Raw genomic sequence first — 23071 nt, forward strand, 5'->3', positions numbered from 1 at the left:
GTGGATTGATCCTTTTGGTTTCCGCCTTGGCCCTGGTGGCTATCTTTACCTTCCAGGAAAGCCGGAAGGTAGCTACTACCAGGGTCTTCAGCCTGAAAAACCTGCTGATGAGCCAGGCCCATACCGAAGGCGAATATTCCATTTTAGTTGACGAACAGGGACGGATCCTGGATATGATGGCCCGCCGGATTTACATCAACGATGAATTTATTGCCGCCGACAACCACCGTTATAAGGTAATTCGTGTTGAAGGGAACCGGGCTATCTGCCGGGAAATAGGTATAGAGCAGCTTTCCCGTGGAGAAGAAAAGGTTGTTGTTCCCTCGCAAGCAGTTGCCCCGGTTCAGGCCGAAGGCACCCAGGTAATCGGCATTTACCATTCCCATGATGACGAATCCTACGTACCCACTCAAGGTGCAGAGAGTATACCTGGCCGTGGTGGCATCCTGAAGGTGGGTACGGCCTTTGCCAATCGTCTGCGCAGCCTGGGCTTAACTGTAATCGATGACCAGACCTCCCATGCCCCCCATGACGACGCGGCCTACCGGCGCTCGCGTCGCACGGCCGTGGGTTTACTGCAAAAAGGGGCAGCAGCCATTTTTGACCTGCACCGCGATGGCGTACCTGATCCCTCCTTTTATCGCCGCAACATTAACGACCAGGATGTAACGATGGTTCGACTGGTCGTCGGCCGGGAAAATCAGAATATGAGCGCCAACCTGGATTTTGCCAAACGGCTCAAGGCAGCCGCCGATTCCAGGTATCCCGGCTTGATCAGGGGGATTTTTATCGGCGCCGGCAGCTATAACCAGGACCTGTCACCCCGGGCCTTGCTCATGGAAGTCGGTACCTATACCAACACTCTGCCTGAAGCCGAACGGGGGGCAACTCTTTTTGCTGACATTGTACCCCCTGTCCTGGGTGTGGCTGCCCGGCCTACGGCCGCCCGGACTTCTAGTACGGCTGCCGACTGGAAAGGCGTTCTGTTTGTTATCCTGGCCGTCATCCTTGGCGGCGGTGCCTTCCTGATTGTTTCTACCGGCAGCTGGGATAAAGCTGTGTCCAGGCTGAAGCAGTTTACTTCGATAGAGTGGATCAATTTACTGGGGTGGAGGCGGGCAAGGCGGCCCGTGATGCCTAGAGAAGAAGGGCGGGAACCTGACAACCAGAAGGAAATGGTAAAATATGTCAAGAAACCCGCCCCAGAATCATCATCCAATGAGGAAAGGGCTGACTGGCAAAAGGATTAAAATGATTGTCATATACCACTGTTTTGGTGGTTCCCATTCTTCGGTTACGACAGCGGCTATCCACCTGGGGCTATTGCCCCGGAACAGGTTACCTACGGCAGCGGAACTCCTGGCCCTGCCGTATTTTGATGGTCGCAGCCGGGGAGAAGAAGGAGAACTAAAATTTATGGGTACCGATGTGTATGGTAACAGGGTCTATGCCGTGGGTAAAAAGAACCTGGGTAGCCGGTTTGAAGCCCTTCTCTATGATCTGGCAGCAACACTGGGAATAAAGCGGCAGGACATCCTGCTTCTTAATACCTCTCCTCTGGTAAATCTTTTCATGCGGATCGGCGGTTTTACTTCGCGCCGTATGGGCCTGACGTTCCTGGGCCGGCCTTTGGTTGTCCTGGGTACCAGGCGCGCTTTCGCCAGTCTGTTGAAGCTAGTAGAACAAAATCAGCATCTGTGGATGCCAGCACGTGCATTACCCGGGACGCCAACAAGACAAGCATAAATTTACCCGGAAAGGTTTGCCACGGTGATTATCGTTTATGCCTGTTTTAGTGGTACCCATGCGGGGGTTATCGCCGCTGCCCTGCATGCGGGCTTTTTAAATCCAGGCCGGCAGCCGGCCTGGGAGGAGTTAAAAAAATTGCCCCACTTTGACGCTTTTGAAGGGGAAGGCGGCATGCGCCATATAGGTTATACGCCAGAAGGCCATGCCGTCTATACTGCTGCCGTCGGCCATGACGGCGAAGCAGCCCGGCGGGCTATAGAGACTTTCCTGGCAGCCCTGGACCGGGATCAGCGTGAGGTACTTTGGATAGACGTTTCCCACCGGGTTTCCTTTTTATGGCGGGCGGGCGCTTTTTGCCGGCGCTATCCATCACTGGCCTGGTTGGGGCGTCTGCTGCTGCAGTTTAGCCTGGGGCGAGACTATCCCGTCCTGGTTAACCTGGTTAAGGAGGCTCGCCAGCAAGAACTCCATAACGTTAAATCCGGCAGTTAGAACCTCTATCCAGGCGTATAACAAAGGCTTCCAGCAAGACCTTGACGGCGGGGGTAAAATATTGGATAATTAAGGCGAAAAAGCGCAGGCCATGTATATTACAGCTGGACCTGGGCAAGGGAAGTCAGGAGATGACATCTACTTGGCTAAACAAAGGGCAGTAATAACAGCCGTCCGGCCGGACAGTATAGCCGCCGCGCTGGGCATCAACCCTGGCGATGTACTGGTAGCCATCAACGGGGAAAGGGTGCCCGACCTGATTGTTTACCGTTACCTTTGCGCCGGTGAAAACCTGGAGGTAGAGATTGAAAAACCTGGCGGTGAACGATGGCTTCTGGAAATTGAAAAGGATTACGATGAGGACCTGGGGCTGGAATTTGCCTCTGCTACCTTTGATGGCCTGCGCCGTTGCGGGAATAAATGCCTTTTTTGTTTTGTCGACCAGATGCCCCGGGGCTTACGGCCCGGTCTTTATATCAAAGATGACGACTACCGTTATTCTTTTCTTCACGGCAATTTTATTACCCTGACCAACTTAAAACCTGGGGACTGGGAATATATATTGCGCTGGCACCTCAGCCCTCTCTATATTTCCGTCCATACCACCAACCCGCAATTAAGAAGCAAGCTATTAGGAAATCCCCGTGGCGGGGAGATAATGGCACAGCTGCGGAAACTGGCCGCCTCCGGCATTCAGATGCATACCCAGATTGTCCTCTGCCCGGGGCTTAATGACGGCCCGGAGTTAGAGCGGACGGTAAAGGACCTCAGCAGCCTTTTTCCAGCCGTCCAATCCATTGCGGTGGTACCTGTGGGCCTGACCTCACGGCGGGAGCATTTATTCCCTTTAAGGAGGGTGACGCCGGAGGAGGCCGCAGCAATAGTAAACCGGATTGCAGCCTGGCAGGTTGGGTTTCGCCGCCGCTTTGGGTGCGGCCTGGTCTACGGCGCCGATGAATTCTATTTGCTGGCCAATCTTCCCCTACCTGCAGCTTCTTACTATGACGACTTTCCCCAGACGGAAAATGGTGTTGGTCTCACGCGCCTTTTTCTGGATGATTTTGAAGCTGTTCTGGCCAACCTCAACCGACCTGAAATCCAGACTCGCCGGGTGATAATAGCTACCGGTACCCTGGCGGCACCAGTCTTGGAGGGGCTCGTTCAGGAGGTGATGGCAAGGGCCGGCAACCTGGAAGCCAGGGTGGTTCCGGTAACGAACTTTTTCTTTGGCCCGCAGGTGACGGTGGCCGGACTACTGACCGGCCGGGACCTGTTAAGGGGCTTAAAAGAAGCCGCCTCCTGGGTTCGGGAAAAAGACGGAGTTATTCTCATCCCCGACGTCATGTTAAAAAGGGATGCCCCGGTTTTTCTGGATGACCTGACGCCGGAAATGCTTGCCGCTGAACTAAAAGTTGACGTAGAAGTAGTTCCAGCTACGGGAAAAGGGCTGGTAGCGGGATGCTGCGGCCACGTCGTTATTCAGTAGAAGCTCGCTCCGATATAAAAGCCAGCCGTCTATCATTTTGAGATTTATAGTATTATATTTTTATGGAGGAATCCTTTTTTGCCTAAACCGGTAGTAGCTATTGTCGGCCGGCCCAATGTGGGCAAATCAACCCTTTTCAATCGCATTACCGGCGCCCGGGTGGCTATCGTTGAAGACACCCCCGGAGTAACCCGGGACCGCCTTTACCACGATGCCGATTGGCGGGGTCGCCAGTTTACCCTGGTTGATACGGGCGGCATTGCCGCCAGATCAGACGATCCCCTGGTAGTCCAGGTAAGGCGCCAGGCCGAAACGGCCCTGGAGGAAGCCGATGTCATCCTTTTTGTTGTTGATGCCAGGACCGGCCTGACCGCCGATGATGATGAGGTGGCAGAGCTATTACGCCGCTCCGGGCGGCCGGTAATCCTGGTGGCCAACAAGGTCGAAGACTTCAGCGATCCTACCCTGATCCACGAATTTTATCGTCTGGGGTTGGGAGATCCTTTGCCTATTTCTGCCATTCACGGTTTAAATATAGGCGATCTCCTGGACAGGATAGTTGACCTCTTACCGGAGAGCGCTGCAGAAGAGGACGGGATGGCCTTAAAAGTAGCCGTGGTGGGGCGCCCCAATGTGGGTAAGTCTTCTATCGTCAACCGCCTTCTGGGCGAAGAGCGGGTCATCGTCAGCGAACTGCCGGGAACTACCAGGGATGCCATAGATACATATATTCGCCAGGGTGAAAGAGAGTATATCCTTATTGATACCGCCGGTATGCGTCGCAAGAGCCGTATCGCTGACCCAACAGAACATTACAGCGTTTTACGGGCACTGAAGGCGGTGGAACGGGCCGACGTAGTCCTGGTAGTCCTGGACGGTACCGAAGGCGTTACCGAACAAGATAAAAAAATAGCCGGCTATGGCCATGAACAGGGCAAAGCCTCTATAATAATAGTAAATAAGTGGGATTTGGTGCCCAAGGATGATAAAACAATGGCCCGTTATGAGGAGATGATCCGTGAAGAGTTAAGTTTTATGTCCTATGCTCCTATCCTTTTTATTTCGGCCCTGACAGGACAACGGGTTGGCCGGATTTTACCTGCCATTGATGCTGTGGGAGCAGAAGCCAGCCGTCACGTTGCTACGAGCACATTAAATTCCATAGTGCAGGAAGCGGTCATGCTCACGCCACCGCCGGCGGTAAAAGGACAGGCGGTTAAAATCTTTTACGCCACCCAGGTCAAGGTTAACCCCCCAACCTTTATCTTTTTCTGTAACCGTCCAGAAGATGTCCATTTTTCCTACCAGCGCTACCTGGAAAACCAGCTCCGCCAGGCTTTTGGCTTTGAAGGCACACCGTTACGCTTGCTGTTCCGCCGCAGCAAGGGACAATAATTTAAAATGGAGGGGAAAATATGTGGCTGCTGGCCCTGGTACTTGCTTATCTTATCGGTTCTGTTCCCACAGCCTATGTGGTGGGACGTTATGTTTACGGCTTTGATATTCGGCGACGGGGCAGTGGCAATGTGGGCGCCACCAATGCTTTAAGGACCATGGGTACTTTTCCAGGCTTGCTGGTACTGGCAGCTGATACCTTTAAAGGTATGCTGGCTGTCTGGTTGGGGCAAGCTTTTGGAGGCCCCTGGCTGGCAGCCTTTACGGCTATGGTAGCCATAATCGGCCATAGCTGGTCCATATTCCTGAAATTTGAAGGTGGTCGGGGTGTGGCCACGACTGCTGGGGCAGTACTGGTCATGGCACCGTCTGCCATTTTTTGGGCGGTGGTGATCTGGTTTATAATTGTGGTCTTTACCCGCTATGTCTCTCTGGGGTCAATTATTGCTGCGGCCTTAGCCCCCTTTCTCATGCTCTTTTTTCACCGGCCCTGGCCCTACACCCTTTTTACCTTTGCCGGAACAGCCCTGATTATTTACCGTCACCGTCCCAATATAAAACGGCTCCTGGCTGGAACCGAACATAAACTGGGGGAGCGAAGTTAATTGCTCGGAACTATTGCCGTCATTGGTGCCGGTAGCTGGGGGACAGCGCTGGCCATTTTACTGGCCCGCAAGGGGTTTCGGGTGAACCTGTGGGCCAGGCGCCGGGAAGTTGTGGCTGAACTGGAAGAAATTAAGGAAAATAAAGCATATTTACCCGGGGTGAAATTACCTGCTGGTATCAGGCCGACGATTGATTTGCAGGCCGCCACTAGGGATGCAGACCTGGTGGTCTTGAGCGTACCTTCCCATGCCGTCAGGTTAACAGCCCGGCAGGTAAAACCTTTTTTACCTCCAGGAACTATAGTCGTTAATACTGCGAAAGGATTGGAACTGGACACTAAAAAACGTTTATCAGAAGTCCTGGCCGAAGAAGGTTTTACCCGGGTGGCGGTGCTTTCCGGCCCCAGCCACGCAGAAGAAGTTGGCCGCGGCCTGCCGACTACCGTGGTCGTAGCTGCTGCTGACAGGAATGTAGCTGAATATGTCCAGGATATTTTTATGGACCCTACCTTTCGCGTTTATACCAATCCCGATGTAACAGGGGTCGAATTTGGCGGCGCTTTAAAAAATATTATTGCCCTGGCCACAGGGATTGCTGATGGCCTGGGCTTGGGCGATAATGCCCGGGCTGCCCTAATGACCAGGGGTATGGCGGAAATTGCCCGGCTGGGGGTAGCCCTGGGGGGCAAAGCCATGACTTTTGCCGGTTTAAGTGGTATTGGCGATTTGATTGTCACCTGTACCAGCATGTATAGCCGTAACCGTCGCGCCGGGATGCAGCTGGGAGAGGGCAAGGCCCTGGCCGAAGTCCTGTCCGGGATGGGCATGGTAGTCGAAGGTGTGCGGACTACGGCGGCAGCCCGGGAGCTAGCCCGTCAGTACCAGATCCGGATGCCTATTACCGAAGAGATTTACCAGGTTCTTTATGCGGGCAAACCTGCGCGGGACTGTGTGGCCGCCCTGATGGAGCGACCACGTACCCACGAAGTCGAAACAGGTCTCTGGTAGACCTTTATTTTGCCAGAGCACAACCAAAGTGAAGGTAATAGTAAAGCAGTAATTGTCATGGCAGACAAACCTAAAACCTCTTACCTCCCAATTCTCACCTCCATCTTCTATTCACCGCAGGTTCTTCTCTTGTCCCCAGGTGCATATACTTGTAAAAGGTTGACCCCAAAAATGATTTTTGGGTCATATTCTGACCGTCAAGTCATATAGATGTATTGTTAAAACATGCCAGCAGGACTGGACGGTAAACTAAATGGCCTGGGGAGGGAGAATACGGGGTGGAAAAGCGGGATATTTTCCGGGATATAGCCGAACGTACCGGTGGTGATATTTATCTCGGCGTCATGGGGCCGGTACGCAGTGGCAAGTCGACTTTTATTACTCAATTCATGGAAAAGCTGGTGTTGCCTAACATCAAAAATCCCAATGAACGGGACCGGGCCAGGGATGAATTGCCCCAGAGCGGCGCCGGGCGCATGATTATGACCACCGAACCCAAATTTATTCCCAATGAAGCGGTGGAGATTACCATCCGTGAAGGGTTAAAGATGCGCGTGCGGGTGGTAGATTGCGTTGGTTATACTGTTCCTGGCGCCCTGGGTTATGAGGAGGGCGGGGGCCCCAGAATGGTCCAGACGCCCTGGTTTGAAGAGCCGGTACCCTTCCAGGAAGCAGCGGAAACAGGAACGCGCAAGGTAATCAACGACCACGCCACCCTTGGCATCGTTGTCACCACCGATGGCAGTATTACCGAGATTCCCCGAGAAGATTACGTCGATGCCGAGGAACGGGTCATCTGGGAACTCAAGGATTTAGGTAAGCCCTTCGTCGTCCTGCTCAATTCCGTCCATCCCCTGGCGGAAGACACAATTACCCTGGCGGGGGAACTGGAGTCCGCTTATGATGTACCGGTCTTACCGGTGGACTGTCTGCATTTAAACGAAGAAGACATCCTGCATATCATGGAAGAGGCCCTCTATGAGTTTCCGGTGGCCGAGGTCAACGTCAACCTGCCCCGCTGGGTGGATGAACTGGCAGGCGAACACTGGTTAAGACAGCAACTGGAAAATGCCGTTCGGGATTCAGTAGGGGAGGTCCGGCGTTTGCGAGATATCAATGGCGCTATTGAGAGGCTTAATGAAAATGAATATGTTTCCCGGGTAGCATTAAAGGATATGGACCTGGGAACCGGTACCGCCCACATTGACCTGGCGACCAGGGAAGGGCTTTTCTACCAAATCCTGCGGGAAGTCAGTGGCCTGGACATCAATGGTGACCAGGATATCTTGCGCTGGATACAGGAACTGGCCGGCATCAAGAAAGAATGGGATAAAATCGCCTATGGTATCCAGGAAGTACGCAACACCGGTTACGGTGTCGTTACGCCTACCGAGGAAGAAATGGAACTGGCCGAACCGGAACTTATCAAGCAAGGTGGTCGCTCCGGCGTAAGGCTCAAAGCCACAGCCCCATCTTACCACTTCATCCGCGCCGATATCACTACCGAGGTAACGCCACTGATAGGTACTGAAAAGCAGTGTGAGGACCTGGTGAAATACATCATGGAGGAGTTTGAAGATAATCCCCAGAAGATCTGGCAGACCAATGTTTTCGGCAAATCCTTGAGCGAACTGGTGCGAGAAGGTATCCAGAGTAAACTCTACCGTATGCCGGAAAGTGCCCAGGTGAAGCTCCAGGAAACAGTAGAACGCATTGTCAACGACGGTGGCGGCGGGCTAATCTGCATTATAATTTAGCCAGGTAGCTAACGGTAACCGGGGCAACGCCCCGGATTTTTTCCGCCGTTACGGTCCTGGCCCGGTAACTGCTCATTGTCAATGATAAGTGGCGGGATCGGGATTAACTATCCAGATATAAGGAGCCGGGTAAGGTGGTTATTTACTGCTTCACCTGGTTATGGTACAATGAATAGAGAGGTAAGACCACTTGTCCCACGGGTAGGAGCGATAAACCTTGCGCGATAGTTCGATTGAAAGGCCTTTCCAGCCCATTAACCGCAATCCCAAAAGCGTCTACCACCGGGTGGTAGATGAAATCAAAAAAAGCATTTTTGAGGGGCGGATGAAACCCGGCGATCGCCTGCCGGCCGAGCGGGAACTGGCGGAAATGCTGGGTGTGAGCCGTACTTCCGTCCGGGAAGCCTTAAAAATGCTGGCTGCCGAGGGCCTGGTAAGCATCCGTCACGGCCAGGGGGCGTTTATCAGCGAGCAGGATCCCGATGAATACTTAAAGCGCTTTGCCAGCCACCTGCCGGTGAACAGGGATACCGTTTTGCATTTATTTGAAGTGCGTAAAGTGTTGGAGCCCCAAGCGGCCCGCTGGGTGGCGGAAAGGGCCAGCCAGGCTGATATCCAGGAACTGGCCGGCATGGTGACCACCACCAGGGAACATTTGGGCCGCCTGCGCAGCGGCCGCCTTTCCCTCCTCGCCGGGCATGACAGCAATTTCCATTACCGGTTGGCCCAGGCCACCGGCAATACCGTCCTGGTGCGCTTGATGCACAGCATGCTCGATCTCCTGGCTGACAGCCGCTCCCGCAGCCTGGCCATTCCCGGGCGCGGTGAACGCTCGGTCGATGAACACTATGAGATAGTAAAGGCTTTGCTTAACCGTGATGGCGAAGGGGCTGCGGCTGCCATGTTGCGGCACTTGGAAGACGTCGAGGAGCAGGTAGCCGCCGCCTGGCGCGAGGGATAAATAAAAATCCTTGACATCAGCTAAAACAGGGTTTATAGTGTATATCAAGCTGGCTTAACTTAATACAGGAACTAAAAACTCTTATCAAGAGTGGTGGAGGGACTGGCCCGATGAAACCCGGCAACCCGCTGTCCCGGTTTTTCGGGGGCGACAGGTGCCAATTCCTGCAGGGCATATGCCCTGAGAGATAAGGGGGGTAAGAAAATTATGCCTCTTCTTATCGGAGAGGCTTTTTTATTCCCCCGCAGCCGGCTAATTAAAAAGAGAGGGGAATATCTATGTCCCAGCAGCAGCAGTACCGTTTTGCCACCCTGGCGGTCCACGCCGGCCAGGAACCAGACCCGGCTACGGGAGCGCGAGCCGTACCCATTTACCAGACCACTTCCTACGTTTTCCGGGATGCCGACCATGCGGCGACCCTCTTTGCCTTAAGCGAACCCGGCAACATTTACACCCGGATCACGAACCCCACTACCGATGTTTTCGAAAAAAGAATGGCCGCCTTGGAAGGTGGTGTGGGGGCTCTGGCTACGGCTTCCGGCCAGGCGGCTATCACCCTGGCCATTGCCAATATTGCCACCGCCGGGCAGGAAATCGTGGCTTCCACCAGCCTTTACGGCGGCACCTTCACCCTCTTTAATTACACCCTGCCAAAATTCGGCATCAAGGTCCGCTTCGTCGACAGTACCGATCCGGAAGATTACCGGAGGGCCATTAACGACAACACCCGTGCCATTTATGTAGAGATTATAGGCAACCCCAAACTGGACGTACCGGACCTGGAAGCCCTGGCGGCCATCGCCCACGCGGCTGGCATACCCCTGATAGTTGACAATACCTTTGCCACGCCGTATTTATGCCAGCCCATTGCCTTCGGTGCCGATATCGTGGTTCATTCAGCCACCAAGTTTATCGGCGGCCACGGCACCTCCATAGGCGGTGTCATTGTCGATGCCGGTAAATTCAACTGGGACAACGGTAAATTTCCCGGCCTGGTGGATCCGGACCCCAGTTATCACGGTCTCAGTTATCTGAAGGCTTTCGGGCCGGCGGCCTATATCGTCAAGGCGCGGGCCCAGCTCCTGCGCGACATGGGACCGGCTTTAAGCCCCTTCAATGCTTTCCTTTTTCTCCAGGGCCTGGAAACCCTGCCCTTACGTATGGAGCGGCACGTCCAGAATGCCTTGCAGATTGCCCGCTGGCTGGCAGAACACCCGGCCGTCGCCTGGGTAAGTTACCCCGGCTTGCCCAACCACCCCTCCTATGAACGGGTGCAAAAGTACCTCCCCCGGGGAGCCGGGGCGATTTTAACCTTTGGGATTAAAGGTGGCAGGGAAGCAGGGAAAAAATTTATCAACAGCCTGGAGCTGTTCTCTCTCCTGGCCAATGTCGGTGACGCCAAGTCCCTGGTCATCCACCCGGCCAGCACTACCCACCAGCAATTAACGCCCGAGGAGCAGCTGGCATCAGGCGTAACTGAGGATCTGGTCCGCCTCTCCATTGGCCTGGAAGATGTCGACGACCTCATTGCCGACCTGGATCAGGCCCTGAGCAGGAGCAGGTTATAGTATGGGCGATGTAGGTATTGTTACCACCCGGTTTTATAACTGGCCGGGAAGCCTGCAGCTGGAAAGCGGGGCCCGTTTGGGCCCCCTTACCATAGCCTATGAAACCTATGGCGAGCTGAATGCTGCCGGGGATAACGCCGTCCTGGTTCTCCATGCCCTTACCGGCAGCGCCCATATTGCCGGCCGCCATTCCCCGGACGACCGGCTGCCCGGCTGGTGGGACCCCCTGGTGGGACCGGGCAGGGCTCTGGATACCGGGCGTTATTTCGTGATCTGTGCCAACGTCCTGGGCAGCTGTTATGGGACTACAGGACCAGCCAGCATAAACCCGGCCAGCGGCAGGCCCTATGGTCTAGATTTTCCAATAATTACTATTCGTGACATGGTTCGGGCCCAGAAAATACTGCTGGATTACCTGGGCGTGAAACACCTGGTAGCGGCCATCGGCGGTTCCATGGGCGGTATGCAGGTCCTGGAATGGGGTTTCCTTTACCCGGAAATGGTAACAGCCATTATCCCCATTGCCACCTGCGGCCGGACGACACCTATGCAGATAGCTTTCAACAATGTCCAGCGAGAAGCTATTTACGCCGATCCTGACTGGAAGGGTGGCGACTATTATGGCACCCCGGGACCCCAGCGGGGACTGGCCCTGGCCCGGCGGATAGGGACCATTACTTATAAGAGCGACCCTTCCTGGACCATGAAATTCGGCCGGACCGTGGTGGACCCGGGAAAATACTACCAGCTTGAGGGCCAGTTTGAAGTGGAAAGCTACCTGGCTTACCAGGGGAGAAAGCTGGTCCAGCGCTTTGACGCCAATGCTTATCTCTACTTGACCAAAGCTATTGATCTCCATGATGTCAGCCGGGGCCGGGGAAATTATACTGAAGTATGGCATAATTTACCTCCATGTCTGGGGATAGGCATATCCAGCGATTTTCTTTTCCCTCCCTACCAGGTGAAAGAGATTGTCAGTCTAATTAATGCCGGCGGCGGTCGCGCCCAGTACATGGAACTCAATTCTCCCTATGGTCATGACGCCTTTCTTATTGAATTTAAACAGCTGGAGGCTATTATTAAACCTTACCTCCGCCAGGTTAAGCTCTGACTCGATTGGATAAAAAGTATTGCCCAACATTGAGGGATAAGGTAAAATTGAAAGGTACAAGGAGAGTGAAGGTGTGTCAGGACCAATAAATATCGGCCTCCTGGGCCTGGGTACCGTGGGCAGCGGCGTGGTCCAGCTCCTGCGGCAGAACGGGGCTGCCATCGCCCAGAAGCTGGGCCGGCCTTTGAAAATCAGCCGCATCCTGGTACGGGACAGGCATCGACCTCGCCAGGTAGAAGTCAGTCCCGACTTGCTTACTACCGAACCGGAAACGATCCTGGCCGACCCGGATATCCATATTATAGTTGAAGTGATGGGCGGCACCGGCGCGGCGCGGGAATACCTCCTCAAGGCAATCAGCCGGGGCAAAAGCGTGGTTACGGCCAACAAGGATCTCCTCGCCCTTCACGGCAAGGAGCTTTTTGATGCCGCTGCGGCCAGCGGCGTTGATCTTCTTTTTGAAGCCAGTGTAGGTGGTGGCATTCCCATTATTCGCCCCTTGAAGGAATGCCTGGCCGGCAACCGTATCCGCCAGGTCATGGGCATCGTCAACGGGACCACCAATTATATCCTCACCAAGATGAGCCGGGAAGGCCGTGATTTTGAAGAAGTCCTTCGGGAAGCCCAAGCCCTGGGTTATGCCGAGGCCGATCCGGCAGCCGATATTGAAGGTGACGATGCCGCCCGCAAAATGGCCATTCTGGCTTCCATTGCCTTTGGTACCCGCATTACTTACCCGGATGTTTACCGGGAAGGCATCAGCCACCTGACTGCCCAGGACATCAGTTACGCCGCCGACCTGGGTTATGCCATTAAGCTCTTAGGAATTGCCCGCGAAGACGAAGAGGGAATCGAAGTACGGGTCCACCCGGCCCTGGTACCTATAAACCATCCCCTGGCGGCAGTGAGCGATGTTTTTAATGCCATTTTCGTGGAAGGCGATGCCGTAGGGGAAACTATGTTTTACGGCCGGGGGGCCGGTTCCATGCCTACGGCCAGCGCTGTGGTGGGCGATATTATAGAAGCAGCCCGCAACCTCCAGTACAAAACCCGGGGCCGCATATCCTGTACCTGCTTTTATGACAAACCCCTGAAACCTATAGGAGCAATCAATACAAAGTATTACTTACGACTGGTTGTTGTCGACCGGCCGGGGGTCCTGGCCAGTATCGCCGGCGTGTTTGGTGACCGAGAAGTCAGTCTGGCCTCGGTCATCCAGGAGCGGATGTTGGGGGAACTGGCCGAGCTAGTACTCATTACCCACCGTGTCCGGGAGCAAAACCTGAAGGATGCTCTTGGTGTCTTAGCCGGTCTGCCAGTTGTTAAAGAAATAGCCTGCGTTTTGCGGGTAGAAGGAGGAGAAAGTAGTTGAGCTGGCCGGGGGTTATTCGCGCTTACCGGGAGTTCCTGCCGGTGACGGAGGCAACTCCCTTGATTACTTTACAGGAGGGGAACACTCCCCTGATAGCCGCCGGTAATCTTTCCCGGGAGCTGGGGATAAAACTCTATTTCAAGTATGAGGGGCTTAACCCCACCGGTTCCTTTAAGGACCGGGGCATGGTCATGGCGGTGGCCAAAGCTATGGAGGCCGGGTCAAAGGCCATTATGTGTGCTTCGACGGGAAATACGTCAGCTTCGGCTGCCGCCTATGCCGCCCGTTGCGGCTTAAAGTGCAGCGTTCTTATACCAGAAGGCAACATCGCCCTGGGGAAACTGGCGCAGGCTCTTTTTTACGGCGCCAGGGTGATTGCCATCCAGGGTAATTTTGACGACGCCCTGAAGCTGGTACGCCGGATTACGGCCAAACATCCTATTACTCTCGTTAATTCCATTAACCCTTTCCGTATTGAAGGGCAAAAAACGGCTGCCTTCGAGGTTTGCGATTGGCTTGGCGAGGCGCCCGATTACCTGGCCATCCCTGTAGGCAACGCCGGCAACATTACTGCTTACTGGAAGGGCTTTAATGAGTATTACCAGTCCGGACGGAGTCATCTTTTGCCGAAAATGATTGGCTTCCAGGCCGAAGGCGCGGCGCCCATTGTGCGGGGCGAAGTGGTGCCCAACCCGGAAACGGTGGCCACGGCCATCCGCATTGGCAACCCGGCCAGCTGGCAGCCGGCCGTACGGGCGGCTAAGGAATCCGGTGGCTTTATCGACTGTGTCAGCGATGAAGAAATCCTGGCGGCCCAGCGCCTGCTGGCTACAGCCGAGGGCATCTTTGCCGAACCGGCTTCGGCCGCTTCCCTGGCCGGGGTAATCAAGTATGTTAAAAAAGGCTATTTTCACCAGGGCGACCGTGTCGTCTGCGTATTGACCGGTCACGGCCTGAAGGATCCCAATATTGCCATTAAACAAGTGGCCGAACCTATATCCCTGCCGCCTGAAGAGGCCAGGATAGTAGAAGTAATATTGTAAGCATGCAGCAATATCAGGGGGCAGAGCACTTTAAAGTTTTGCCCTGGAGATGGAGAAATGAAGGTAGGATAAGTTATGCCACTGGTACGGGTGCCGGCTACAACAGCCAACCTGGGGCCGGGGTTTGATACCCTGGGTATGGCCCTGGACCTTTACGATGAACTGCTAATCGAAGCAGCTCCTGACCTGGAGATTACCGTAACCGGTGAAGGCGAGGCAACCATACCCCGGGGACCGGAAAATATAGCTTACCGGGCGGCCATGGCCGTTTTTGCACGCGTCAGGCGGGTAGCCGTTAATTTAAAAATAGCAATGCATAATAACATCCCCATAGCACGGGGCCTGGGCTCCAGCGCAGCAGCCCTGGTGGGAGGGCTTGTTGGAGCCAATGCCCTTCTCGGTGAACCATTAAGCCGGGATGATCTGGTAAATCTGGCTACGGAACTGGAAGGGCACCCCGATAATGTGGCCCCGGCTATTTTAGGCGGCCTGGTAGTAGCCGCCAGGGAGGGGAATAAGGTCTACTGCCGGCGCCTGGAACCGCCGGCAGGCTTAATGACCGTGGTAGCCATTCCCCAGTTCACCCTGTCAACCAGGATATCCCGGGGTGTCCTGCCGGCCAGGGTGGCCTTAAGTGATGCTGTCTTTAACCTCAGCCGGGTAGGTCTCCTCCTGACCGCCGTCCAGGCCGGTGACCTGGAGTTAATGGGAAAAATGATGGAGGATAAACTGCATCAGCCCTACCGCTTGTCCCTGGTGCCGGGGATGAGGGATGTTTTTGCCGCCGCCCGGGAGGCCGGGGCCCTGGCTGTCACTTTAAGCGGTTCCGGGCCGTCGGTAATTGCTTTTTGCCATGGCCGCAAGCCCGAGGTAGGACAGGCCATGACGGCAGCCTTTGCCCGCCATGGGGTGGCCTGTACCGTGAAAGAGCTAGCCCCGTGCTCCCAGGGCGCATTGATCGTTTAATATCCTCTCACATCTCTTTTACAGGAGGTTCTTTATGGCACTTATAGTTCAAAAATACGGCGGAACTTCCGTTAATGGGCCCGAACGGGTCAAAAGTGTAGCCCGCCGGGTGGTAGACACCCGCCGGGCGGGCAATGATGTAGTGGTCATTGTCTCGGCCCCCGGAGATATGACCGACGACCTGATCGCTATGGCCCACGAGATCAGTCCCAACCCACCGGCCCGGGAAATGGATATGCTCCTGGCTACGGGAGAGCAGACCTCTATTGCCCTGCTGGCCATGGCCATCCATGAACTCGGTGAACCGGTCATTTCCCTGACAGGGCCTCAGGTGGGCATTTTAACCGATAATGTCCACACCAAAGCCCGTATCCTGGAGGTTAGCTGTGATCGCCTGCACCGGGAGCTGGCGGAAGGCAAAATTGTTATTGTTGCCGGTTTCCAGGGCAGAACTGGCGATAATGAAATTACGACCCTGGGCCGGGGAGGTTCGGATACGACGGCCGTAGCCGTAGCTGCTGCCCTGAAGGCTGACGTTTGCCAGATTTATACTGATGTGGATGGCGTCTATACGGCGGACCCCCGGATAGTACCGGCAGCTAGGAAACTCCCGGTTATCTCCTACGACGAAATGCTGGAACTGGCCAGTCTCGGCGCCCAGGTGCTGCAGCCCCGCTCAGTGGAGTTCGGCAAGCTGAACCATGTGGTTTTAGAGGTACGTTCCAGCTTTAACTATAATGAAGGAACCCTGGTGAAAGAGGTGACCGAAATGGAAAAGAAAATGGTGGTCAGCGGCGTAGCCGGCGATCGGAATGTTGCCCGGATTGCCCTTCACGATGTTCCCGACCGGCCGGGGATTGCCAAAGCCTTATTTGTTGCCCTTGCCAAAGAAAGCATTAATGTCGATATGATCGTCCAGAGTGCCATGCGAGACGGTATCAACGATATTGCCTTTACCGTGGGCCGCAACGATCTCCGCAAGGCAGTTGAGGTTACCGAAAGGGTGCGCGCCGAGATCGGTGCCAGCAAGGTAACTTATAATGATAAAGTGGCCAAGGTGTCCATTGTCGGCGCCGGTATGATTACCAATCCCGGCGTAGCCGCTGAGATGTTTGCCTGCCTGGCGGAGGAAGGGATCAATATCCATATGATCAGCACCTCCGAGATCAAGGTTTCCTGCATCATTGATGAAGAGTACCTGACCAGGGCCATGCAGGCCCTCCACAGCCGCTTCGGCCTGGACAAGGAATAAACGTTAGTACCTTTCTTTGAGCCCACGCATAAGATGCAGGAAGATAACCTGCAAGGGGTGGTTGTACGTGGGCTTATTGCAAGTACCCTGCCCATCCGGCCGTTACTGGCGGGTGGAAGCGGGGGATACCCTGTATCAAATAGCCTTACGGATTGGTACTACGGTAGCCGAACTGGAACGCCTGAATCCCGGGATTGATCCTTATAATTTGCAGATTGGCCAGGTGCTCTGCCTGCCTAACGAACCGCCCTGTCCCTCGGGCGTATACTGGCAGGTTGCTCCCGGCGACACCCTGTACAGCATTGCCCGGGCCACCGGGACGACGGTAGAAAAGTTGCTGGAACTAAATCCCCATGTAGATCCCTACAATCTCCAGGTCGGCCAGAATATCTGCCTGCCAGGGTAAATTGCTGAATTTGTGCTTGCAAAAAATTTAATTGTGGTATATATTAATAGCAAAGGGCAAGGATGTCCTTAAACTTATTAAATCAAACGGCGATGCATGCCAGAGTGAGCAAAGACGCTCCAGGGGTAAAAAACCTCGATGGGGCGTCTTTCTTTTTTCCTAGAGCAGAGGGAGGTGTAAGGAAAAGCTTGTTCCTGGGAGGACGAAAATGGTAGACCAAGACTATAATTTAATAATGAAAGGGGTTTCACCAAGAGTATGACGGCTAAAGAAGTCCTCGCCATGGCCAGGGAAAACAATGTTCAGATGGTTGACCTGAAATTTATCGACCTGCCAGGCACATGGCAGCATTTCACGGTCCCCATAGAACAGTTTGGGGAAGAGGTTTTTACCAGCGGCGTAGGTTTTGACGGTTCCAGTATTCGCGGCTTTAAAACCATTAATGAAAGCGACATGATCCTCATTCCCGATCCGGGAACAGCCTTTATTGATCCCTTTTGCGAAATCCCGACATTGAGCCTGATCTGTAACGTCTATGACCCGGTGACTGGTAAGAACTACAATCGCGATCCCCGCTTTATAGCCCAGAAGGCGGAGGCCTATCTCAAAGAAACGGGTATTGCCGATACCAGTTTCTGGGGTCCGGAGGCCGAGTTCTTCATCCTCGATCACGTTCGTTTTGATCACAGCCAGTATGCCGGCTACTACTTCATTGACTCCATAGAAGGGTTTTGGAATTCGGGAGCGGAAATGAACGGCCATCCCAACCTCGGCTACCGGCCGCGCTATAAGGAAGGGTATTTCCCGGTTCCCCCTACTGATACCCTGCAAAACCTGCGTACAGAAATGGTGTTATTGCTCAAAGAGATGGGCATCGCCGTGGAGGCTCACCACCATGAGGTAGCCACGGCCGGGCAGGGTGAAATTGATATGAAGTACGCACCCCTCACCCGGATGGCTGATCAGCTGATGATGTTTAAATATGTGGTCAAAAACGTAGCCATCAAGCATAACAAAACGGCTACCTTTATGCCCAAGCCGGTGTTCCAGGACAACGGCTCGGGGATGCACGTCCACCAGAGCCTGTGGAAAGACGGCCGGCCATTATTCTTTGACGCCGGTGGCTACGCCGGTCTAAGCGAAACCGCCCTTTACTATATCGGCGGGTTGTTGAAGCACGCCCCGGCCCTGGCTGCCTTCTGCAGCCCCACCACCAATTCTTTCAAGCGGCTGGTGCCCGGCTTTGAAGCCCCGGTGAACCTGGTTTACTCCCAGCGCAACCGCAGCGCGGCCATCCGTATTCCCATGTATTCCAACAGCCCGAACTCCAAGAGAATCGAATACCGGCCGCCCGATCCTTCCTGCAACCCCTACCTCGCCTTTGCCGCCCTTTTAATGGCCGGTATCGACGGGATTAAAAACAAGATTCATCCGGGTGAACCCCTGGATAAAGACATTTACGATTTACCGCCGGAAGAAGCAGCCAGGATAAGCTCCCTGCCGGGCTCCCTGGAAGAAGCCCTTGCTGCCCTGCAAAATGATCACGAGTTTTTACTTCAGGGCGGCGTCTTTGACGAGGACCTTATCAATAGCTGGATTGAATACAAAACGAAAAAGGAAATCAGCCAGGTTAAACTCCGGCCCCATCCCTACGAGTTTGTCCTGTACTACGATATTTAGGCAAAGTATTCACCCTGCCCTGCTGCCAGTAAGGGCAGGGTTTGTTGTCCCCTACAGGCAGCTTTAATTCAATACTTTAACTTAATAAAGAAGCGGCTAAAGCCACCAGGAAAATGCCGTCAAAGACGCCGGCGCCGCCGATGCTGACCACCTGGGAGCGCAAGCTGCGGATGGCGCCGAGGTTTAAAATGTCGGCTCCCAGGAGGGTGCCCAGAGCGCCGGCAATGTAGGCCACCGGGGCGGCATTATGGGGAGAAACGATAATGGCGGCCAGGGCGGCGACAATGGGCGGGATAAAGGTAGGTATGGAAATACCCACTCCCGGTATTACCCGGGCCAGAACCTTGGCTACAATGGTAACAATAAGCGTAGCCTGCAGGGCCGGTATTAATGGTGCGCGGGTGGCCAGGAGGTAGAGGGAAAAGAGGACGGGGATCACCGCCCCGCCGACGTTAACGCACAGGAGCTGGTAGCTCACCTGGGGCGGGTAATAGAAAAAGAAGGGGAAGCGACCGAACTGGGGTTGTTCAACATAAAGACGCCGGCGGGAAATAGGGATATTAATGAGCCCGCCAATGATTGAAGCGGCAAGCAAAGCAAAAGCTCCTGCCGGTGTCAGTCCCAGCCGGGCAAAGGAAAAAACGGCTAAATTGAGGAAAAGGGAAGCCAGCAGCATGGGGATAAATAAAAAAAGGAATAGTAGCGACCACAACATTTTTATAAGATCACCCCAATGATATTTGTACCCGGTTAACCTTGCTAATCCATTTTATCCCCGGGCCGTCGTAAATATTCTATCATAAAAAAGCTTGACGGCTCTATAAAGTATGATATAATAACTGCAAAAGTCAGTAACCGGTAAAAACCTTAAACGGGAGCAATGGCGTTCCCAAAGGGGTAAAGAAGCCCTCTGAAGCTATGGAAAGCAGTAGCTTAAGAGGGCTTTTTGCTTTTGGGAAAAATTTTAACTGGGGGATTTTTGATGATAAATGAAAAACTGACCAGGGATGATATTCTCCAGCGGGTAAAGGAACTTAACGTCCGTTTTATCCGCCTGCAGTTTACCGACATCTTCGGGGTTTTAAAGAATGTTGCTATAACTACCAAGGAATTACCGAAAGCCCTTGACGGCGAATTAATGTTTGACGGCTCTTCCATCCACGGTTTCGTCCGCATCGAAGAATCCGATATGTATCTCAGGCCCGACCCCTCTACCTTTGCGATCTTTCCCTGGCGGCCGGCAGACGGGGCGGTAGCCAGACTTATCTGCGATGTATATAACCCTGACGGCACTCCCTTTGCCGGTTGCCCCCGGGGAGTGCTTAAAAAAGTCCTGGCCGAGGCGGAAGCTATGGGTTATACCATGTATGCCGGCCCCGAGGCGGAATTTTTCCTGTTCCATACCGATGGCCGTAAGCCCACCCTAGAAACCCATGACCAGGCCGGTTACTTTGACCTGTCACCGGTTGACCTGGGCGAAGACGCCCGCCGGGATATGGTCCTGGCCCTGGAAGCCATGGGCTTTGAAATCGAGGCTTCCCATCATGAGGTTGCCCCGGGCCAGCATGAGATTGACTTCAAATACGATAACGCCCTGGCCACGGCCGATAAAATCGCTACCTTTAAATTTGTTGTCCGCACCATCGCCCAGCGCCATGGCCTTCATGCCACCTTTATGCCCAAACCGGTAGCCGGCATTAACGGTTCGGGCATGCATACCCACCAGTCTCTGTTCAAAGACGGGCAGAACGCCTTTTATGATCCTGGAGATCCCTTACAACTAAGCCAGACAGCTTATTACTATATCGGCGGCCTGATGCACCATGCCCGGGCCATGGCAGCTGTTACCAACCCGACCGTCAATTCCTACAAACGCCTGGTACCAGGTTTTGAGGCCCCGGTCTATATCGCTTGGTCCCCCCGCAATCGCAGCCCCTTGATTCGCGTACCGGCCAAGCGCGGGGCCTCAACTAGAATAGAATTGCGCAACCCCGACCCGGCCTGCAATCCTTACCTGGCCCTGGCCGTCATGCTCAAAGCCGGCCTGGACGGGATAAAAAAGCAGATTCAGCCCCCTGCACCTGTAGAGCGCAATATCTACGAAATGACGGCAGCCGAACGCCGCGACCTGGGTATCGGCAGCCTGCCGGAGGACCTGAAGGAAGCCCTGGACGAGCTTTCACGTGATAATGTAATCAGGGAAGCCCTGGGCGATCATATCTATGAACGCTTTGTCGAAGCCAAAGAAAAAGAATGGGACGAGTACCGCGTCCAGGTCCATCAGTGGGAAGTAGAGCAATATTTGACCATGTTTTGAAATCAGCATGAGGTGCCGCCAATTTCGCGACCAGAGACACGCCCGGGTTGTTACACCCAAACCCATACCCGGACCGGATTATACGGTAAGGCCGGCCCGGGTTTCGGGGCAGGTGGAGTGGTGATCTCAATACGTGAACAGGCTACCTTGACCTGTACCTCCAGGCGGCCCGGTCCGGGGGAAACAAAGGCCCGCTGCCAGCGGGGCCCGGACATCAGGGTAATGGTAGCAGTGTGGCCGGCAGCATCGGCATAGGTCACAAGAACTTCATAATTGTAGAAAGCCCTCGCCAGGGTATAGCTGCCAGAAGGAATGGGCACCAGTTGCTGCCTGACGGTAATATTTTTAGCACAGCAGGCAATAACTTTAACCGGCACTCCTGGGGTAGGTGAGGAGGAACTATAAGACCACTGGAATAAGTTATCCGTGGCCAGGTAAACCGAATCCAGCACCCTTTCCGCAGTGATTAATTCAATCCCCGGCTGTAGTTCCTCAAGTAATAAAGGCCGGTCGGCATGGGCAGCAAGCGCATGTGCAGGCGGACTTACTGGCTGTATTCCCCAGGTTGGAATTAACAGCAAAGTAGATTGCACGATATTAAAGACCACCCATTCTTGCACCGTTACCAGGATAATCGGACTGGGACCGACATGGAAGAGGTTTCCTTTATTGGCCACAGTAGGAGCTGTAAAGGACACATACCTTCACCCACCCGGTGAGTCCAAAACCAGACAATTAGCGAAAAACTGTTTCCAGAACCCTGGCCCAACGCTCGGCCCATATCTTACGGTTGAAAGTCAGAGCCACTTCCCGAGCCCTCTGGCCCATGATCTGCCTTTTAGCTTTATCCCGGGCCAAATCTTCGATGGCCGCCACCAGATTTTCCACAGTCGGTTTAATTAGATAACCATTGTAGCCGTGCAAAACAATGTCGCTCAAGCCACCTGCCAGGCCGGCAATTACCGGCCGGCCGCTGGCCATGGCCTCCAGGGCGGCCAGACTCGTGCCTTCGGTAGAGCGTGAAGGGATGATGACAATATCCGCCTGGCGGTAAACCTCAGGCATCATCTCCAGGGGCTTCCAGTAGTAAAAACAACGTTCCTGGGTAGCAATCCACTGGGACATGAGCCTTTCGGCGTTGTCATCATGGCCGCGTCCACAAAAATGAAATTCAATCCAGGGATAGCGAGCCGTCAATTTTTCTGCTGCCCGCATGGTTTCATTAATCCCGCGAACGGGAACCAGCCGGCGGGGGAAGAGGACACGGATGGTATCCGTGCTATTTTTTTCCTCTTCAGGTGGGTGAAAAAGGTCAGTATCAACATAATTGGGGATGTACTCCCATTTGTGATAAAAGCCGGGGAGGGTAGCATTGAAGAAGTTAATGGTGTTGGTATCTACAGAGATTAATTTTTGTGGCCCTGTCAGGGCAATACCAAGCCGCCTTAACCATTCCTGGCGTTCCTCCAGGCGTCCGGCCATGAGGTCGAAACCCGGCCAATCCCAAAAGATCCCGTGGCTAATGGCAATGCTTTTTTCCCGGGCTATGGGGTAAGCCAGGGTAAGGATGAAATAAATGGCGTAATCAAAGGCCATGGAATTCTCGTAAAAGGCTGTACTGAGATCGGGAAAGGTATGGTATTCGCTTTTAGAAACCGGGATGCTGCGGATACGCACGCCATCGAATTCCCGGGTCCAACCGCTGCCTATCTGCCAGACCTCAACATAAAAACCTAGCTCGCGGAGCAGGCGGCAGAGGTCAACCTGGTAACGCTCCGCACCGCCCATAATAATTCTTTCGTTAGTAGGGTGAAAAAAGTTAGTCGTTAATAAAGCTACCTTTTTAGTCGTCATATCTCTTTCTCACCTTCTTGCAATCAGCTCTACAAAATTAAGCCCGGCC

General features: G+C 54.1%; 21 protein-coding genes and 1 riboswitch. Of the genes, 18 read left to right on the plus strand and 3 right to left on the minus strand.

What is annotated here, in order from left to right; translation table 11 throughout:
- Positions 1–14: 14 nt before the first annotated feature.
- The 17 genes from spoIIP to glnA (FLZ89_RS12895) all read left to right on the plus strand — a co-directional run bounded on the left by spoIIP (position 15) and on the right by glnA (FLZ89_RS12895) (position 18851).
- Positions 15–1250 carry a stage II sporulation protein P gene (gene spoIIP / locus FLZ89_RS12815; protein ID WP_172613617.1) on the plus strand — a complete coding sequence of 412 codons (1236 nt, stop codon included), beginning with the start codon at positions 15–17 and terminating at the stop codon, positions 1248–1250.
- A gap of 1 nt (position 1251) precedes the next feature.
- Entirely contained in the window at positions 1252–1746 is a 495-nt protein-coding gene (locus FLZ89_RS12820) for a DUF3189 family protein (protein WP_141305104.1), read from the plus strand.
- A 24-nt stretch (positions 1747–1770) separates the two neighbouring features.
- Positions 1771–2241 (plus strand): DUF3189 family protein, encoded by a 471-nt coding sequence (locus FLZ89_RS12825; RefSeq protein WP_141305105.1) that lies wholly within the window; start codon positions 1771–1773, stop codon positions 2239–2241.
- 142 nt (positions 2242–2383) lie between these two features.
- Positions 2384–3727, plus strand: a complete 1344-nt coding sequence (locus FLZ89_RS12830; protein ID WP_141264796.1) for a DUF512 domain-containing protein — start codon at positions 2384–2386, stop codon at positions 3725–3727.
- A 78-nt stretch (positions 3728–3805) separates the two neighbouring features.
- Positions 3806–5122 (plus strand): ribosome biogenesis GTPase Der, encoded by a 1317-nt coding sequence (der, locus tag FLZ89_RS12835; protein WP_141264795.1) that lies wholly within the window; start codon positions 3806–3808, stop codon positions 5120–5122.
- Between the two features lie 20 nt (positions 5123–5142).
- Positions 5143–5727, plus strand: a complete 585-nt coding sequence (plsY, locus tag FLZ89_RS12840; protein ID WP_141264794.1) for a glycerol-3-phosphate 1-O-acyltransferase PlsY — start codon at positions 5143–5145, stop codon at positions 5725–5727.
- Complete coding sequence (locus tag FLZ89_RS12845; protein WP_141264793.1) at positions 5728–6735, plus strand: NAD(P)H-dependent glycerol-3-phosphate dehydrogenase; 1008 nt, start codon at positions 5728–5730, stop codon at positions 6733–6735.
- A 278-nt stretch (positions 6736–7013) separates the two neighbouring features.
- Entirely contained in the window at positions 7014–8492 is a 1479-nt protein-coding gene (gene spoIVA, locus FLZ89_RS12850) for a stage IV sporulation protein A (RefSeq protein ID WP_141264792.1), read from the plus strand.
- A gap of 217 nt (positions 8493–8709) precedes the next feature.
- On the plus strand, positions 8710–9453 hold the full coding sequence (locus tag FLZ89_RS12855) for a FadR/GntR family transcriptional regulator (protein WP_141305106.1): 744 nt from the start codon (positions 8710–8712) through the stop codon (positions 9451–9453).
- 78 nt (positions 9454–9531) lie between these two features.
- Positions 9532–9647, plus strand: a riboswitch (SAM riboswitch).
- Positions 9648–9731: 84 nt separating this feature from the next.
- Positions 9732–11021: a homocysteine synthase gene (locus FLZ89_RS12860; protein WP_141305107.1), complete on the plus strand. Its 1290-nt coding sequence runs from the start codon at positions 9732–9734 to the stop codon at positions 11019–11021.
- Between the two features lies 1 nt (position 11022).
- On the plus strand, positions 11023–12132 hold the full coding sequence (gene metX, locus FLZ89_RS12865; protein ID WP_141305108.1) for a homoserine O-acetyltransferase MetX: 1110 nt from the start codon (positions 11023–11025) through the stop codon (positions 12130–12132).
- Positions 12133–12205: 73 nt separating this feature from the next.
- Entirely contained in the window at positions 12206–13504 is a 1299-nt protein-coding gene (locus FLZ89_RS12870) for a homoserine dehydrogenase (RefSeq protein WP_141264788.1), read from the plus strand.
- Positions 13501–14547: a threonine synthase gene (gene thrC / locus FLZ89_RS12875; RefSeq protein WP_141305109.1), complete on the plus strand. Its 1047-nt coding sequence runs from the start codon at positions 13501–13503 to the stop codon at positions 14545–14547. The genes FLZ89_RS12870 and thrC overlap by 4 nt, the downstream gene beginning before the upstream one ends.
- Before the next feature lie 75 nt (positions 14548–14622).
- Entirely contained in the window at positions 14623–15513 is an 891-nt protein-coding gene (gene thrB, locus FLZ89_RS12880; protein ID WP_141264786.1) for a homoserine kinase, read from the plus strand.
- Positions 15514–15547: 34 nt separating this feature from the next.
- The gene (locus FLZ89_RS12885; RefSeq protein ID WP_141264785.1) at positions 15548–16765 is read left to right on the plus strand and encodes an aspartate kinase; all 1218 of its coding nucleotides are present in this window, start codon (positions 15548–15550) and stop codon (positions 16763–16765) included.
- A 67-nt stretch (positions 16766–16832) separates the two neighbouring features.
- Complete coding sequence (locus tag FLZ89_RS12890) at positions 16833–17171, plus strand: LysM peptidoglycan-binding domain-containing protein (protein WP_141305110.1); 339 nt, start codon at positions 16833–16835, stop codon at positions 17169–17171.
- Between the two features lie 258 nt (positions 17172–17429).
- A complete protein-coding gene (glnA, locus tag FLZ89_RS12895) occupies positions 17430–18851 on the plus strand; it encodes a type I glutamate--ammonia ligase (RefSeq protein WP_141305111.1) in 1422 nt (473 codons plus the stop codon).
- A gap of 76 nt (positions 18852–18927) precedes the next feature.
- Here glnA (FLZ89_RS12895) and FLZ89_RS12900 read toward each other — a convergent pair whose 3' ends face one another.
- Complete coding sequence (locus FLZ89_RS12900; protein ID WP_172613730.1) at positions 18928–19572, minus strand: DUF1614 domain-containing protein; 645 nt, start codon at positions 19570–19572, stop codon at positions 18928–18930.
- Positions 19573–19833: 261 nt separating this feature from the next.
- On the opposite strand from FLZ89_RS12900, the gene glnA (FLZ89_RS12905) reads away from it, so the two are divergent.
- A complete protein-coding gene (glnA, locus tag FLZ89_RS12905; RefSeq protein WP_172613618.1) occupies positions 19834–21168 on the plus strand; it encodes a type I glutamate--ammonia ligase in 1335 nt (444 codons plus the stop codon).
- Between the two features lie 50 nt (positions 21169–21218).
- Here the strand turns inward: glnA (FLZ89_RS12905) and FLZ89_RS12910 are convergent, their stop codons facing one another.
- Both FLZ89_RS12910 and FLZ89_RS12915 read right to left on the minus strand, forming a co-directional pair.
- The gene (locus tag FLZ89_RS12910; RefSeq protein WP_172613619.1) at positions 21219–21845 is read right to left on the minus strand and encodes a hypothetical protein; all 627 of its coding nucleotides are present in this window, start codon (positions 21843–21845) and stop codon (positions 21219–21221) included.
- A gap of 58 nt (positions 21846–21903) precedes the next feature.
- Entirely contained in the window at positions 21904–23022 is a 1119-nt protein-coding gene (locus FLZ89_RS12915) for a glycosyltransferase family 4 protein (RefSeq protein WP_141305114.1), read from the minus strand.
- Positions 23023–23071: the final 49 nt, after the last annotated feature.

This window comes from Moorella sp. E306M, assembly GCF_006538385.1.
Taxonomy (GTDB): domain Bacteria; phylum Bacillota; class DSM-521; order Neomoorellales; family Neomoorellaceae; genus Neomoorella.

Bases quoted from the DNA above. Each gene is read 5' to 3' on its own strand.
- FLZ89_RS12820 (WP_141305104.1), top strand. From the start codon at position 1,252: ATGATTGTCATATACCACTGTTTTGGTGGTTCCCATTCTTCGGTTACG.
- plsY (WP_141264794.1), top strand. From the start codon at position 5,143: ATGTGGCTGCTGGCCCTGGTACTTGCTTATCTTATCGGTTCTGTTCCC.
- FLZ89_RS12860 (WP_141305107.1), top strand. From the start codon at position 9,732: ATGTCCCAGCAGCAGCAGTACCGTTTTGCCACCCTGGCGGTCCACGCC.
- metX (WP_141305108.1), top strand. From the start codon at position 11,023: ATGGGCGATGTAGGTATTGTTACCACCCGGTTTTATAACTGGCCGGGA.
- thrB (WP_141264786.1), top strand. From the start codon at position 14,623: ATGCCACTGGTACGGGTGCCGGCTACAACAGCCAACCTGGGGCCGGGG.
- FLZ89_RS12885 (WP_141264785.1), top strand. From the start codon at position 15,548: ATGGCACTTATAGTTCAAAAATACGGCGGAACTTCCGTTAATGGGCCC.
- glnA (WP_141305111.1), top strand. From the start codon at position 17,430: ATGACGGCTAAAGAAGTCCTCGCCATGGCCAGGGAAAACAATGTTCAG.
- glnA (WP_172613618.1), top strand. From the start codon at position 19,834: ATGATAAATGAAAAACTGACCAGGGATGATATTCTCCAGCGGGTAAAG.
- FLZ89_RS12915 (WP_141305114.1), bottom strand. From the start codon at position 23,022: ATGACGACTAAAAAGGTAGCTTTATTAACGACTAACTTTTTTCACCCT.